At 73.8% G+C, this 14,082-nt stretch carries 16 protein-coding genes; 7 read left to right on the plus strand and 9 right to left on the minus strand.

Annotated elements, in window-relative coordinates; all coding sequences use genetic code 11:
- Nucleotides 1–15: 15 nt before the first annotated feature.
- Both ACLQ20_RS10690 and ACLQ20_RS10695 read left to right on the plus strand, forming a co-directional pair.
- Nucleotides 16–900 (plus strand): MHYT domain-containing protein, encoded by an 885-nt coding sequence (locus ACLQ20_RS10690; RefSeq protein WP_151456253.1) that lies wholly within the window; start codon nucleotides 16–18, stop codon nucleotides 898–900.
- 223 nt (nucleotides 901–1,123) lie between these two features.
- The gene (locus ACLQ20_RS10695) at nucleotides 1,124–2,773 is read left to right on the plus strand and encodes an esterase/lipase family protein (protein WP_425855217.1); all 1,650 of its coding nucleotides are present in this window, start codon (nucleotides 1,124–1,126) and stop codon (nucleotides 2,771–2,773) included.
- 8 nt (nucleotides 2,774–2,781) lie between these two features.
- Here ACLQ20_RS10695 and ACLQ20_RS10700 read toward each other — a convergent pair whose 3' ends face one another.
- The 4 genes from ACLQ20_RS10700 to ACLQ20_RS10715 all read right to left on the minus strand — a co-directional run bounded on the left by ACLQ20_RS10700 (nucleotide 2,782) and on the right by ACLQ20_RS10715 (nucleotide 5,561).
- The gene (locus ACLQ20_RS10700) at nucleotides 2,782–3,216 is read right to left on the minus strand and encodes a DUF7144 family membrane protein (protein WP_151456254.1); all 435 of its coding nucleotides are present in this window, start codon (nucleotides 3,214–3,216) and stop codon (nucleotides 2,782–2,784) included.
- 217 nt (nucleotides 3,217–3,433) lie between these two features.
- Nucleotides 3,434–4,105, minus strand: a complete 672-nt coding sequence (locus tag ACLQ20_RS10705) for a hypothetical protein (protein WP_151456255.1) — start codon at nucleotides 4,103–4,105, stop codon at nucleotides 3,434–3,436.
- A gap of 267 nt (nucleotides 4,106–4,372) precedes the next feature.
- Nucleotides 4,373–5,293 (minus strand): 5'-3' exonuclease, encoded by a 921-nt coding sequence (locus ACLQ20_RS10710; protein WP_151456256.1) that lies wholly within the window; start codon nucleotides 5,291–5,293, stop codon nucleotides 4,373–4,375.
- Nucleotides 5,294–5,345: 52 nt separating this feature from the next.
- A complete protein-coding gene (locus ACLQ20_RS10715) occupies nucleotides 5,346–5,561 on the minus strand; it encodes a hypothetical protein (protein WP_425855219.1) in 216 nt (71 codons plus the stop codon).
- A gap of 113 nt (nucleotides 5,562–5,674) precedes the next feature.
- Between ACLQ20_RS10715 and ACLQ20_RS10720 the strand changes: the two genes are divergently transcribed.
- On the plus strand, nucleotides 5,675–6,763 hold the full coding sequence (locus tag ACLQ20_RS10720) for a DUF4037 domain-containing protein (RefSeq protein ID WP_425855221.1): 1,089 nt from the start codon (nucleotides 5,675–5,677) through the stop codon (nucleotides 6,761–6,763).
- Between the two features lie 158 nt (nucleotides 6,764–6,921).
- Here ACLQ20_RS10720 and ACLQ20_RS10725 read toward each other — a convergent pair whose 3' ends face one another.
- Entirely contained in the window at nucleotides 6,922–8,301 is a 1,380-nt protein-coding gene (locus tag ACLQ20_RS10725; RefSeq protein ID WP_425855223.1) for a glycosyl hydrolase family 18 protein, read from the minus strand.
- Nucleotides 8,302–8,524: 223 nt separating this feature from the next.
- Here ACLQ20_RS10725 and ACLQ20_RS10730 point away from each other — a divergent pair, with 223 nt between their 5' ends.
- The 3 genes from ACLQ20_RS10730 (at nucleotide 8,525) to ACLQ20_RS10740 (ending at nucleotide 11,368) form a co-directional block, all read left to right on the plus strand.
- The gene (locus ACLQ20_RS10730) at nucleotides 8,525–9,640 is read left to right on the plus strand and encodes a M24 family metallopeptidase (RefSeq protein WP_327028294.1); all 1,116 of its coding nucleotides are present in this window, start codon (nucleotides 8,525–8,527) and stop codon (nucleotides 9,638–9,640) included.
- Nucleotides 9,637–10,779 carry an acyl-CoA dehydrogenase family protein gene (locus ACLQ20_RS10735; RefSeq protein ID WP_151456849.1) on the plus strand — a complete coding sequence of 381 codons (1,143 nt, stop codon included), beginning with the start codon at nucleotides 9,637–9,639 and terminating at the stop codon, nucleotides 10,777–10,779. The genes ACLQ20_RS10730 and ACLQ20_RS10735 overlap by 4 nt, the downstream gene beginning before the upstream one ends.
- 82 nt (nucleotides 10,780–10,861) lie before the next feature.
- On the plus strand, nucleotides 10,862–11,368 hold the full coding sequence (locus ACLQ20_RS10740; protein ID WP_151456848.1) for an Lrp/AsnC family transcriptional regulator: 507 nt from the start codon (nucleotides 10,862–10,864) through the stop codon (nucleotides 11,366–11,368).
- On the opposite strand, the gene ACLQ20_RS10745 is transcribed toward ACLQ20_RS10740, so the two are convergent.
- Nucleotides 11,298–11,909, minus strand: a complete 612-nt coding sequence (locus tag ACLQ20_RS10745) for a histidine phosphatase family protein (RefSeq protein ID WP_425855227.1) — start codon at nucleotides 11,907–11,909, stop codon at nucleotides 11,298–11,300. The two genes, ACLQ20_RS10740 and ACLQ20_RS10745, sit on opposite strands and share 71 nt — an antisense overlap.
- A 167-nt stretch (nucleotides 11,910–12,076) precedes the next feature.
- Here ACLQ20_RS10745 and ACLQ20_RS10750 point away from each other — a divergent pair, with 167 nt between their 5' ends.
- Entirely contained in the window at nucleotides 12,077–12,271 is a 195-nt protein-coding gene (locus tag ACLQ20_RS10750) for a CsbD family protein (protein ID WP_327028297.1), read from the plus strand.
- Between the two features lie 178 nt (nucleotides 12,272–12,449).
- Here ACLQ20_RS10750 and ACLQ20_RS10755 read toward each other — a convergent pair whose 3' ends face one another.
- The 3 genes from ACLQ20_RS10755 to ACLQ20_RS10765 all read right to left on the minus strand — a co-directional run bounded on the left by ACLQ20_RS10755 (nucleotide 12,450) and on the right by ACLQ20_RS10765 (nucleotide 13,920).
- On the minus strand, nucleotides 12,450–12,590 hold the full coding sequence (locus ACLQ20_RS10755; RefSeq protein ID WP_425855228.1) for a hypothetical protein: 141 nt from the start codon (nucleotides 12,588–12,590) through the stop codon (nucleotides 12,450–12,452).
- A 281-nt stretch (nucleotides 12,591–12,871) separates the two neighbouring features.
- Nucleotides 12,872–13,591 (minus strand): cation transporter, encoded by a 720-nt coding sequence (locus ACLQ20_RS10760; protein WP_151456845.1) that lies wholly within the window; start codon nucleotides 13,589–13,591, stop codon nucleotides 12,872–12,874.
- Nucleotides 13,591–13,920 (minus strand): ArsR/SmtB family transcription factor, encoded by a 330-nt coding sequence (locus tag ACLQ20_RS10765; RefSeq protein WP_151456844.1) that lies wholly within the window; start codon nucleotides 13,918–13,920, stop codon nucleotides 13,591–13,593. Before ACLQ20_RS10765 ends, ACLQ20_RS10760 begins: the two co-directional genes overlap by 1 nt.
- Between the last annotated feature and the right edge of the window lie 162 nt (nucleotides 13,921–14,082).

A 14,082-nucleotide genomic window follows, 5' to 3' on the forward strand; every position in this document is an offset into this window, starting at 1 on the left:
TGGGAGAAGGCCGCCGTGGCGGAGATCAATCACTTCGAGTACGGATGGATCACCCCCGCGCTCAGCTACGCGCTGTCGGTGCTGGGCTCGGCCCTGGGGCTGATCTGCGCGGGCCGGATCCGCACGGCGGGCAGCGCGGGCCAGCGTGCCTGGTGGGGAACCCTGGCGGCCTGGGCCATCGGTGGCACCGCCATCTGGACCATGCACTTCATGGCGATGCTCGGCTTCGCCGTCGAGGGCACCCGGATCCGGTACGACGTGCCCATCACCGTGGCCAGCGCGATGATCGCGGTGATCGCGGTCGGCATCGGCCTGGCCATCGTGGGCACCGGGCGGTTCTCCGCCGTGCGGCTGCTCGCCGGGGGCCTGTTCACGGGCGCGGGGGTCGCCGCGATGCACTACACCGGCATGGCGGCCATGCGGCTCAACGGCCGGATCGACTACGACACCACCCGGGTCGTGCTGTCGGTCGTGATCGCGGTGGTCGCGGCCACGGTGGCGCTCTGGCTCGCGATGACCGTCCGCCGGGGGCTGGCGATCGTCGGCTCGGCGCTGCTGATGGGCGTCGCCGTCAACGGCATGCACTTCACCGGGATGAGCGCCATGTCGGTGCATCGGCACGCCGGGCAGGGCGAGGTGTCCGGCGCCGGCGTCAGCACCCTGCTCGTGCCGATCATCCTCGCGGTGGTGTTCGGCGTGGTCGGGCTGGTCTACGCGCTGCTGGCCGCCCCTACCGCCGAGGACCGGGCCGCCACCGCGTACTTCGACGACCTGCGGGGCCAGGAGCCGGCCGAGGCGTCGCCGCCGCCGGCGCCGGACCCGGTGGGGCTGCGGGCCCGGTCCACACTCGGCCAGCCGGGCACCCCGTTTCCGTCCCGCCGGGGCAACCCGCCGCGCTGACCCGTCCAGCGGGTCGACGCCGCCCGCCGTGCCGCGGCACGGCGGGCGGCGCTTGCTGGTCGATGGCGCGGGCTGCCACCACGATGAGCGCACCGCCGCCGACCACGAGGTGGTGTCGGCCGGATCGAGGTCGTGGGAGCGGTTGATTTTCGGGCATACGGCTCAGCGGCCAGCCGGTACCAGGGAGAGTCGGCGCAGAGGCCCGCGTGTCGAAGGAGGACTCGTGCGACCCACCCGCCGGCTACTGGCGCTGCTCGGGCTCGCTGCGGCGATGCCCCTGGTCGCGGCCGTCATCCTTGTCTGGATACCGTTCCGCAATGCGCAGGGTCTGATACCACAGAGCTCTGCGGTATGGCCGTACGACTCGTACCACGACATGCGCTGGCTGCTGGTCTACCACAACTCCTGGTTGATGTTCGGGCTCCTCTTGCTGGGCGCGATCGTGCTGCGAGGGCTCTACTCCGCGGCCCTGGTCGGCCTGGCCTGGCCGGCAGGCGTACGGCGACCGTCGTTCCGGGCGTTGGCGCGGCGCAACCTCGAAGTCGCGGCGTTCACGGCGGTCCTCGTCCTACCGTTCGCCGCGTATGCGGTCGCCGCGTCGGTGGTGTCGCTGTCCTGGTTCCTGTTCGCCTCGCTGATTCCCATGATCCTCCTCGCCCCCTTCCTGCAGCGGATGGCCGTGGGCCGGGGCCTGTGGCGGGGACTGCCTTCGGCCGAGCTCGTCGGCTGGTCGCTGCTCGACTTCGTGGTGATCTCGGTGGCCGGTGGCGCGGTGTGGCAGGTTCCCGCGTTGATGACGCCGCTCGTCGCCGCGGGCGCGGGCGCGGCCAACGGCCTGCTGTGGAACCGGACGGTGCGGGCGGCCGTGCTGCAGCCGCGGGTACGGTGGCGGCGGGTGCCGGTGGTGCCGATCGCTGTGGTGCTCGCGCTGGCCACTCCGCTGGTGTCGCAGGTGATCACCTCGCCCCGCCACGAACGGAGCACCTTCGTCCCGCCCGTCTTCGACCGGCCGCTGCCCGCGAGGGTGCGCTACGCGGTGATCCTGCTGGCCGGGCACGAATCCGCGTACGACGGCCGCCCGTTGGGGGACCCGGCGGCCGAGTGGTTCTCATACGCTGGCCTGGACGCGGGTGGCCGCCCGCTGCCGTACCGGCGGTATGACACCCACCGGTCGCTGGACTCCAGCGCGGAACTGCTCGCCGCGCAGGTGGACGCGCTGCATGGGCGGACCGGCAGGCCCATCGCCCTGGTCGGCCGAAGTGAGGGGGCGATGGTGGCCCGGCGCTACCTCGGCGATCGGCCGGACCCGCGGGTGCAGGCACTGGCGATGTTCAGCCCGCTGGTCCGCGCCGGACGCGCGTACTACCCACCCCCGGACGTCAGCACCGGCTGGGGTCTGGCCGCCGGCTGGCTGCTGCGGGGGATGTTCGCTGTCACGCAGGTCGGCAGGACAGCCGCCACCACGCCGGACGAGCCGTTCATCCGTTCACTGATGGACGAAGACGGGCCCTTTTTCCGCCTGCACATGATGTGTCCCGTCCCGGGGGTCCGGGCGATCGCCTTCCTGCCGACGGTCACCGCGTCCGAGGCGCCACCGGACCCGTACATCCGCATCCCGACGGTCGAGGCACCGTCCTTCCACGGGGGGCTCATCGGTCGCCCGGTCATCGAGGACCAGTTGATCGACTTTCTCGCCGGCGAGGAGGTCAACGTCCGGCGCCGGGAGTACGGCCTCCTGGAGCGGCTGGGTGCGGCCTGGCACGCACCCAACCTGGCGCTGCGCATCAACCCGGTCTGGGAACCCACCGTGCCGTCCGGCACGCCGGCCTTCTCGACGGCACTCTACTGCCGTCCGCTGCGGCAACCAGACTGACAACCAGTTCAGACCCGCGAAGCGGGGGTCCGGCTCGCCGCGCGCAGCTGCCCGGCGAGCAACCAGAGGGCCACGGCGGCGAGCGCCGCCGTCATCCAGACCGCCAGCGGACGGTACGGCAGCAGCAGGATGCCGAGCCCGATGCCCACCGTTGCGGTGACGATCGCCGCGACGGTGGTGGCGCGCCGGTCGACGAGCACCGCCAGCCCGGCCACGGCGGTCGCCACCCCGCCGACCAGTCGGACCCAGCCCCAGCTGGTGATGTCGAGGTGGAACATCTCCGCGCTGGCGATGTCGACGTACGGCTCGAGCGGAACGATGGCGAGCCCGGTGAGGAAGTCGATCCCCCCGGCCGCGCCCAACAGCACCGCCGCCAGGTAGCGCCGGCTCCGTCGCTCGCTGTCCGGGCCGATGCCGTCCGGAGCCGGCCCGTCTCCCGGCATGCTTCCTCCGCCCGTCGTCTCCGCCGCCGTGCAGCCCGTACCCGAGCCGCCGCAGGGGATTCCACCAGGCTATCGAGGCTCGCCCTGCCCCGCCGCCGGTAGCGGAGCCTGTTGGCTCAGGGGCGGACCGGGGAGTTCTCCGGGGCGTCGCGCCAGTGGCCGCGGTGCGCGGCGGTGAGGATCTTGGCTTTGGGGCTGTGGTCGAGGATGCCCCCGCTCAGTCGAGCGCCGACTCACCGCCGGGGTAGGCGAAGGACGAGCGCGGTGAATAGAAGCCCCACACGATTTCGAGCGGCTCGGCGGGACGCAGGGCGTGGACCGGGTGGTCGGGTGCCAGGAACTCCACCGACTCGATCCCGAAGGGATCGACCGGCTCCGCGACGAAGGGGTAGTTCCCGCTCAGCAGCCTGCCGTCGAGCCGGGTCAGGTAGCGGAGCTGTCCACGGTTCACGGCGTCACCGGTGCGTCCGACCCGGGCCGTCGTGCGGATCACCGGTACGCCGTCCGCCTCGGTGGTGGCGACCAGCCGATGCCCCTTCACCTCGATCGTGGTGGTACCGGCGCTCGCCGGGGCGCCCCGCGCGACGGCGTAGTCGCGGACCACCGGGCTGGAGTTGACGTAGTGCGTCCACCAGCGGCCGGGGGTCACCCCGTCCGGGGCGTCGACCCCGGACAGGTCCGGACCGAGATACGTCAGCGAGTAGGCGCCGAAGCCGGAGGTCTGCACGGCGTCGTCAACGACGTACTGGTTCATGAAGACCTGCCGGTTCGGGGCCGGCTCGAGGCCCTGCGGCACCAACGCGGCAACCGCGTCGGGGTCGGCCGGAACCCAGCCGAAATAGATCATCCGGCTGTTCACCACGAGCTGCGGTGCGGCGAGCTCAGTCATGAGGGCTCCTTCCACGCAACTGATCGGTCGCTACGACGCTACGTGGCACACCCCGTGCGGAGACCGACGGATTGGCGACACCGGCAGCGCTGCGCCACCGCCCTGATCGCGCGATGACGGGTGAGCGCATCGACGTGTCGCCCGACCGTCGGGCCGACACCTTGCAGGCGTGGCCGCGCGAGCACCCGGCGTCGAGACGGTGTGCCGGGACAGCTCCGGCGCCCGCACCGGGGCCACGGGCCTGCCCCGTGGCCGCGCGGACGTGGGTCAGGCGCGCTGCGCGAGGGCGTCGACCAGGCGGCGTGCCGAGCCGGCCAGGTTCCACTCGCCGGCCAGCTCCAGCAGCCGGTCGGGGTCGGCCGGCTCGGTCGGCAGTTCGGTGGCCAGCTCGGGCAGCGGCACGTCGAGGGCGACCCGGACCACCTGCGGCGCGACGGCCAGGTAGTCACGCGCGGCGGCGAGCTTGGTGCGCAGCCCGGGGGCGAAGCCGGAGTTGGGCTCGTCCAGGGCGGCCAGAATGCCCGCGATGTCGCCGTAGCGCTCGACGAGCCGGGCGGCCGTCTTCTCGCCCACGCCCGCCACCCCGGGCAGCCCGTCGCTGGGGTCGCCCCGCAGGGCGGCGAAGTCGGCGTAGCGGTCGGCCGGCACCCCGTAGCGGGCGCGCACCGCCGCGTCGTCGCAGTCGTCCAGCTTGGCCACGCCCCGCCCGACGTAGAGCAGCCGCACGGGGCGTGCGTCGTCGACGAGTTGGAACAGGTCCCGGTCGCCGGAGACCACCTCGACCGGCGCCGGCTGGGTCACCGAGAGGGTGCCGAGCACGTCGTCGGCCTCGTAGCCGGTGGCGCCGACGTGGGCGATCCCGACGGCGTCGAGCACCTCCAGGATCAGGGGGACCTGCGGGCTCAGCGTGTCGGGCACCACCTCGCCGCCCTCGGGGGCCACCCGGTGGGCCTTGTAGGACGGCAGCAGCGCCACCCGCCAGTCGGGCCGCCAGTCGTGGTCCATCGCGCAGACCATCCGGTCGGGCCGGCGGGTGCGGATCAGGCTCGCCAGCATGTCGAGGAAGCCGCGCACCGCGTTGACGGGGCTGCCGTCGGCGGCCCGGGCCGCCGACTCGGGAATGCCGAAGTAGGCCCGGAAGTAGAGACTGGGCGCGTCGATGAGCAGGATCGGGGGTCGCTGTGCCACGTTCGACAGCCTGGCACACCCCACCGACGATCAGGGGGCGCGGCGCGGCGGGTCAGGGACGTTCGTGGTCGCGGTACAGCGTCTCGCGGCGGGCCACGTACTGCAGGCCGTAGCTGGCGAGCAGCAGCACGATCGCGACCGACACCTCGAGCCAGGCCGCCGTGCCGTCGGCGACGGTCAGCAGCACCAGGCCCGCGACGGCGAGGAGGCCCGCCCAGAGCAGCCGGCGGCGTCGGGTCGCGGCGCGCTCCCGGTCCGTCGCTGCCACGGCGGTCGGTCCTCTCCGTCGGCGACCCGTCCGCGCCCAGCCTATCGGCGCGTACGGCCGCCGGCGGCGGAACCGGGCTGCGGGCCCGCCGCTCCGCGCGCAGACTTGCCGGTGTGACGTTCGTTGCGGGCCTGACGCTCGGCCGCCGGTTCCACGACGAGGTGCTCGCCCCGATCCTGCGTCGACGCTTCCCCGACCTGCGGTACGCGGCCGGGCTGCTCGACGGCGGCTCGGAGCTGCTCGGCCTGGACACCCCGCGCTCCACCGACCACGACTGGGGGCCGCGCGGGCAGCTCTTCGTCGGCGCGGCCGACGCGGCGCGGATCCCGCAGCTGCGCGCGGCGCTGGACGCCGACCTGCCGGCGGAGTTCCTCGGCTGGCCCACCCGCTTCACCGGGGAGGGCCGGCTGGGGGTCGCCGACCGGGCGGGCAGCCGCCACGGCGTCACGATCGACGAGCCGGGCGGCTGGTGGCGCGAGCGGCTGGGCTTCGACCCCGCTGCCGGCGTCACCACGGCGGACTGGCTGGCCACGCCGACGCAGCGGCTGGCCGAGGTGACCGGCGGCGAGGTGTTCCACGACGGTCTCGACGGCGCGCTGACCGGGGCCCGGGCGGCGCTGGCGTGGTACCCGGACGACGTGTGGCGGCACGTGCTCGCCGCCGCGTGGACCCGCGTCGCCCAGGCCGAGCACCTGCCCGGCCGCTGCGCCGAGACCGGCGACGAGCTCGGCAGCCGGGTGGTCACCGCCGGGCTGGCCCGGGACCTGATGCGGCTCGGCCTGCTGTTGCACCGCCGCTGGCCCCCGTACGACAAGTGGCTGGGCACGTTGTTCGCCCGGCTGCCCGACGCGGCGCCCCTGGTCGCGGCCCTGGCCGACGCGCTGGGCCCGGGCGACTGGCGCAGGCGGGAGGACGGGCTGGTCCGGGCGCTGGAGGACCTCGCCGCCCGGACCGACGACACCGGCCTGGCGGCCCCGGTGCGCGCCCGGTCCCGGCCCTTCCACCGGCGGCCGTTCCTGGTCCTGGACGCCGGTCGGATCGCCGGCGCGCTACGGGCCGCCATCACCGACCCGGTGCTGCGCGGGCGCCCGCCTCTCGGCGCGGTCGACCAGTACGTCGACAACGTCGACGTGTTGACCCACGCGCACCGGGTCCGCCGGCTCGCCGCCGCGCTGCCGGTCGCGGCGGACCGACCGGGCTGACGCGGGCCGGGCCGAGGGGGAGATGGCGGCTGTCGCTGCGGATCGGCGGCGCACGGGGCCGGGCCGACGTGCGGGTGGTGCCGAGGGCCAGCCGATGGCGGGCGGTGCCGGCGCGGTGGGGCCCCGCCCCGCCGAGGCGGTGACGGGGCCCGTGCCGCTCAGGCGGGCAGCCGCCAGACCTGGTTGGCGCCGCCGAAGCAGTCCCAGATCTGCAGCCGGGTGCCGTCGGCGGAGCTGTTGCCGGTGGCGTCGAGGCACCTGTTGGACGCCGGGTTGCGCAGCGTGCCGTTGGCCTGGGCCTGCCAGACCTGCGCGCCGGTGCCGTTGCAGTCCCACAGCTGCACCTTGGCGCCGTTGGCGGTGGAGGCGCTGGTCACGTCGGCGCACTTGCCGAGGGCGCGCAGCGTGCCGTCGGTGCCCACCGTCCAGCTCTGGGCGTTGGTGCCGTTACACGCGTAGAGCTGCACGGCGGTGCCGTTGGCGGTGCCGGCGGCGGCCACGTCGACGCACTTGCCGCCGATGCCGGTGATCGGGCCGGTGCGCCCGACGGGCGGCGGGGTGGTGCCGCCGGTGGCGGTGTCGTAGATGGCGCTGACCAGGGAGGTGGCGCCGGTGGTGTCCTGGCTCAGTTCCCAGTTCATCATGCCGCCGGCGTTGGCCATGGCCCACTGGGTCTTGCGCTTGACCGTCGGGATGCCGTTGTAGCACTGCTGGGTCCCGCCGACCGTGGTGCAGTCGCGGTTGGCGTTGGCCGGGTCCATGGCGACCAGTGCGGCGTACGTGTGGTAGCCGGGTCGGCTGTAGAACGGCACGCCGAGTACCGCCTTGCGGGCGGGCAGGCCCCGGGACTTCCAGTAGTTGACGGCGTTGATCGACCAGTCGTAGTTGGCGTGCGGGCTGCCGCCGTCGTACGCCATGATGTTGAGCCAGTCCACGTGGCCGAACACGGCCGGCTGCACGCCCTCGGCGTACCAGCCCTCGGAGACGACGGCGGCGGTGAGCAGCTTGCCCCGGCTGTGCAGGGCGCCGGCCAGCTGCTGCATCAGCGCCGTGTAGTTGGTGGCCGAGGCGCCCGGGTCCGGGTACTCCCAGTCCATGTCGACGCCGTCGAGGTTGTACTGGTTGACGAAGTTGACGACGTTGTTGACGAACGTCGTGCGGCTGCCGGCGTTGGCGGCGAGCGCCTCGAAGGCGGAGTCGTCGCCGTTGTTCCAGCCGCCGATCGCGATCGACACCTTGACGTTGCTGGCGTGGCCGCGGGACACCAGCTGGGAGAGCTTGGCGGGGTTCTCCACCGGGCGGAGGCTGCCGTCGCCGTTGGGCAGCACGAACGCGTAGTTGACGTGGGTCAGCTTGGCGTACTGCACCGCGTTGACGTCGCCGGTCCAGGACGGCAGGTAGCCGACGCTGCGGAAGCCGTTGGGGAGCACGGCGGCCTGCGCGGGGGCGGGGGCCAGGGTGAGGGTGGTGGCGGCGGTGGCCAGGGTGAGCAGGCCGGCGGCGAGGGCCGACCTGAGGCGGGAGAGCGATGAGGGCATCGGGGGCCTTCCCGTGGGCGGGTCGTGGCGGCCGTGCCGCCCGCGTCGGCGGCGGGGCGCCGGGTGCGGGCGTACGGGTGGGGGACGGGGTGCACATCCTCGAGGCAGCCAAATCCTAAGGATTGTTAACTGTCACGTCAACGATGATGTTCGATGGATGCGGGCGCTGCCCACGACCTCGGGTGGGCTGGGTCCGGCCCCGAACGACCGTTAAGCTGAGCGCGTGGGATCCGACGAGCTGTATCCGCCACGGCGGCTGGACGATGCCCGGCGCGCCACCGCCGCCGCGGGCCTGGACGCGCTACTGCTGACCCCCGGCTCCGACCTGCGCTACCTGACCGGCTACGACGCCCACGAGGGGGAGCGGCTCACCTGCCTCGTGCTGCCCGCGCAGGGCGAGCCGACGCTGATCGTGCCCACCCTGGAACGGCCGGCCGCCGAGGCGTCCCCCGCCCCGGCCACCGGCGTACGCATCGTCGACCACGCCGACGGCACCGACCCGTACCCGCTGCTCGTCGCCGCGCTCGGCGGACCGGTGGCGACGGTCGGCCTGGCCGACCGGATGTGGGCCGAGCAGGTCCTGGCCCTGCGCGCGGCGCTGCCCGGCGCCACCCAGCGGCTGGCCTCCGAGGTGCTGTGCGAGATGCGCCTGCGCAAGTCCCCGGCCGAGGTCGCGGCGCTGGCCGAGGCGGGCGCGGCGATCGACGCCGTGCACGCGCGGATGGGCCAGTGGCTGCGGCCGGGACGCACCGAGGCGGAGGTGGGCGCCGACATCGCCGCGGCGATCCGGGCCACCGGCCACGTGAGCGTGGACTTCGTGATCGTCGCCGCCGGCCCGAACGCCGCCAGCCCGCACCACGGCACCTCCGACCGCCCCATCGGTGCCGGCGAGCCGGTCGTCGTGGACATCGGCGGGACGATGCCGTCGGGCTACCGCTCGGACTGCACCCGCACCTACGTCGCGGGCGCCCCGGCGCCGGCCGAGTTCGTCGACTACTACGCGGTCCTGCACGCCGCCCAGCGGGCCGCGGTGGCCGCGGTCCGCCCCGGGATCACCGCCGGGGACGTCGACGCGGCGGCCCGGGAGCCGATCGCGGCCGCCGGCTTCGGCGCGGCGTTCCTGCACCGGACCGGCCACGGCATCGGCCTGGACGGCCACGAGGAGCCCTACGTGGTGGCCGGCAACGCCCGCCCCCTGGAGCCGGGGATGGCGTTCTCCGTCGAACCGGGCATCTATCTGGCGGGCCGCCACGGCGCCCGCATCGAGGACATCGTCGTCTGCGCCACGGACGGCGTGCAACGGCTCAACACCACCCCCACGGAGCTCATCGCGCTATGACTGTCGACCGGATCCTCCCCACCGACGAGGCTCACGACCTGCTCGACCTCGCCACCGAACTCGCCGACCGGGAGCTCGCGCCGCGGGCCGCCGGGTTCGAGGAGCGCGCGGAGTTCCCCCGCGAGGTGCTGCGCACCCTCGGGCGGGCCGGCCTGCTCGGCCTGCCCTACGCCGAGGAGCACGGCGGCGCCGCCCAGCCCTACGAGGTCTACCTCCAGGTGCTGGAGATCCTGGCCAGCCGCTGGCTGGCGGTCGCCGAGGCGGTCAGCGTGCACACGCTGTCCTGCTACCCCCTGGCGCAGTTCGGGACGAACGAGCAGCGCAAGCTGCTGCCCGACATGATCGGCGGGGAGCTGCTCGGGGCGTACTGCCTGTCGGAGCCGCAGGGCGGGTCGGACGCCGCCGCGCTGACCACGAAGGCCGTGCGCGACGGCGACGACTACGTGGTCGACGGCACCAAGGCGTGGATCACCCACGCGCAGGTGGCGGACTTCTACAACATCTTCTGCCGCACCGGCGGGCCCGGCCCGAAGGGCATCTCCTGCCTGCTGGCCGACCGCGCGACGGCAGGCATCGCGCCGCAGGCGGCCGAGCGCACGATGGGGCTGCGCGCCTCACCGGTGGCGCAGATCGCCTTCGACTCGGCCCGGGTACCGGCCGAGCGGCTGATCGGCGGGGAGGGGGCGGGCTTCACCATCGCCATGTCCGCCCTCGACTCGGGACGCCTCGGCATCGCCGCCTGCGCGGTCGGGCTGGCCCAGGCGGCGCTGGACTACGCGGTCGGCTACGCCCGGGAGCGCCAGCAGTTCGGCAAGGCGATCATCGACTTCCAGGGACTGGGCTTCACGCTCGCCGACCTGGCCACCCAGATCTCCGCGGCCCGGGCGTTGATGCTGGCCGCGGCCCGGCTGCGCGACGCCGGCCGGCCGTACTCGATCGAGGCGGCGAAGGCGAAGCTCTTCGCCACCGACGTGGCGATGCGGGTGACCACCGACGCGGTGCAGGTGCTCGGCGGGGCCGGCTACGTGGCCGACCACCCGGTGGAGCGCTACATGCGCGAGGCCAAGGTGCTCCAGATCGTCGAGGGCACCAACCAGATCCAGCGGCTGGTCATCTCCCGGGCGCTGGCGAAGGGCTGACGGGCGTCGCCCCGCCGGCGCCGCGTCGCGCCGGCGGGCCGCCTCGTCGCCGCGACGCCGTTTTCCCGGTAGGTTGCACGCCGTGGAGGAGATCGACCGCGCCATCATCGCCGCGCTGACCGCTGACGGTCGGCTGTCGTACACCGATCTGGCGGAGCGGGTGGGCCTGTCGGTCTCCGCCGTGCACCAACGGGTGCGCCGCCTGGAGCAGCGCGGCGTGATCAAGGGGTACGCCGCCCGGGTCTCCTTCGAGGCCCTGGACCTGCCGCTGACCGCGTTCGTGGCGATCCGGCCCTTCGACCCGTCGCAGCCCGACGACGCGCCGGAGCGGCTGGCCCACCTGCCCGAGATCGACTCGTGCTACTCGGTGGCGGGGGAGGACTTCTATCTCCTGCTGGTGCGCGTGGCCAGCCCGGCCGACCTGGAGCGGCTGCTCCAGGAGATCCGGACGGCGGCGAACGTGACCACCCGTACGACGGTGGTGCTGTCGACGCCGTACGAGAACCGGTCGCCGAAGATCAGTGCCGAGCCCCAGCTTCGGGTGCGCTCGCGGGGGTCGGGGGAACCGGCTGGTTCCAGCGCAGGATGACCCGCCGGCCGTGCTCGTGGCCGAGCACGCTGACCGTGGCGGTGTCCAGGCGCAGCAGCCCGCCGGCGGACGGGGGCAGGCCGACCCAGCGGGCGCCGAGCACGCGCAGGCTGTGGGCGTGCCCGACGAGGGCGACGGTGCCCCGGTCTAGCAGCGAATGGACCCGGGCGAGCACCCGGTCGAGGCGCTCGCCGACCTGGTTCGGGGACTCCCCGCCGGGGCAGCCGTCGGCCCAGATGGACCAGTTCGGGTGGTCGTCGCGGATGTCGGCGGTGGTGCGCCCCTCGTACTCCCCGTAGTTCCACTCGGCCAGGTCGTCGAGCGTGTCGGTGACCGTGAGGCCGGCGAGCCGCGCGGTGTGCAGCGCCCGGGCGCGGGGGCTGGTCAGGACCGCGGCGCAGCGGCGGCCGGCGAGGAATCGGCCGAGGGCGCGGGCCTGCCGCTCGCCGTCGGGGGTGAGCTGGAGGTCGGTGTACGAGGTGTGCCGGCGGCTGGCGCTCCAGGTGGTCTCGCCGTGCCGGATCAGCAGAAGCTCTCCCATCCGCCCAGTCAACCAGACGGCCTCTTCCCACCGTTCACCTAGTGTCCTAGGACGCCTTAGCGGGTGTGGCACCCGCCACAACATCACCGCCGGGTTTCCCACGGGCTGATGAGGGCACCCGACCAGACGAGGGCCGGGGGAGGCCCGGCCCGTGCTGAGGAGGCGACATGGGCTTCACCGGCAAGGCGAAGAACAAGGTCCAACAGGTGGCGGGTGCCGCCAGGAAGCGACTCGGCGGCGCCACGCACAGCGAGCGGATGCGCGACGAGGGGGCCGCGCAGCAGAGCGACGCGCGTGCCCGACAGGCCGGGGAGCACCTCACGGACGCCGGCCGGGACGTGAAGGACGCCTTCACCAGGTGACCCGAGTACGGCGGCGGCTCCCGGCACCCTCGCCGGGGGCCGCCGGACGTCCTGGCCCGCGGCTGCGGCTTTGCGCGGCGAGAACGTCGGGGAATCAGGGAGGGCTTCGATCTGTGCGTGCCCGTCCCGCTGCTCGCCTGGTGGCGGCCGATGGCCGGGACGGGCTCGGCTGGGGGGCTTACCGCATGACCGGTCCGTTGACCGGGGTCGTGCGGCGGCCGAGGCCGGGCCAGAACCGTCCGGTCCGGGCGGCGTACATGAGGTAGGTGGCGCCGTGGGTGCGGATGAGGTAGGGCTCCTCGACCGCGCGGACCTGCACCTGTACCGACGCGACGAGGACCGCGGTCCGCGGCAAGACTGATCGGGTTGGGCACCATCGCGGCCAGGCCGAGGCTGGTGACGGCCATCGCGGTGAAGATGGGGTTGCGCGCCAACGCGAACGCGCCGGTGGTGACCAGCCTGGTGCGCTCGCGGGGGTCGACGCCGATCCGGCGTCCAGCCGCAGCCCGGTGTCGCCGGTAACCCGCCACCGCGCCAGGGTGCGACACCCGAACGCCAGCACCAGGCCCAGCAGCTACAGGGCGAGTGCCAGGCCGGCCGTCACCGCGAACCCTCGTCAGCGCAGCAACTGTCCACGCAACCGTCCGTGCTGCCTGTCGCCGGCCCGGCCGGGGGGAGCCCGGGTGTGCAGCAGGCGTCACCGCGCCACGCTTCACGGCCCTCCTTGACCGCCACCACGGCGATGACCAGCGCGGCGACCGGGTCGGCCCAGGACCAGCCGAACAGGCTGTTCAGACCCAGGCCCACGAGGAGGACGGCGGACAGGTAGGTGCACAGCAGGGTCTGTTTGGAGTCCGCGACCGCCGACCGCGAACCGAGTTCCCGGCCGGCGCGGCGCTGCGCGTACGACAGGCCCGGCATGATCGCCAACGACAGTGCCGCCAGCACGAGACCGATGCTGGAGTGCTCGGCGTCGGCGCCGCCGAGCAGGGCACGCACCGACTCCACCGTCACATAGGCGGCGAGAGCGAAGAACGAGACCGCGATGATCCGCAGCGCCGCCTTCTCCCGAGCTTCCGGATCGCGACCGGCGAACTGCCACGCCACCGCGGCTGCCGACGATACCTCGATCACGGAGTCCAAGCCGAAGCCGAGCAGGGCGGTCGACGACGCGATCGTGCCGGCGGTGATCGCGACGACCGCCTCGACGACGTTGTAGGTGATCGTCGCGGCGACCAGCAGCCGCACCCGGCGGGCGAGCACCGCGCGGCGCGCCGGCGACGGTTCCGCCGGTGTCAGGTCGATGAGGGGGAGGGTCATCAGCAGCAGCCCTTTTCGCCGGAATCCGGACACGCGGCCGGGTCTACCGTCAGGACGAGGCCGAGCAGATCTGCGAGGGCGTGTGCCAGCCGGGCGTCGGCCAGCTCGTACCGGGTGCGGCGGCCCTGGGGCACGGCGACCACCAGGCCGCAGCCGCGCAGACACGACAGGTGGTTCGACAGGTTCTGCCGGGTCGTGCTCAGTAGTTCGGCCAGCTCCGCCGGGTATCCCGGTCCGTCGCGCAGCGCCAGCAGCAGTCGCGCCCGGGTCGGGTCGGACAGGGCATGACCGAAGCGGGCCAGCACCTGCCCGTGCGTCAACGTCTCCACATCGCCGATAGTACATTCGGCGATGTACTAAGAAGGGTGGGGCCTCACCCGTGCAGCATGGTGTTCCTGTTCAAGGTAAAGCGTGCGCTGTACCCTCACGGTCGCTCGAGCGAGGAGCGGCGGTGCCGTCGTGGGTCGGAGACGCGGCACCCCCGGGCCGGT

Source organism: Micromonospora sp. DT46 (assembly GCF_049841735.1).
Lineage (GTDB): Bacteria > Actinomycetota > Actinomycetes > Mycobacteriales > Micromonosporaceae > Micromonospora > Micromonospora reichwaldensis.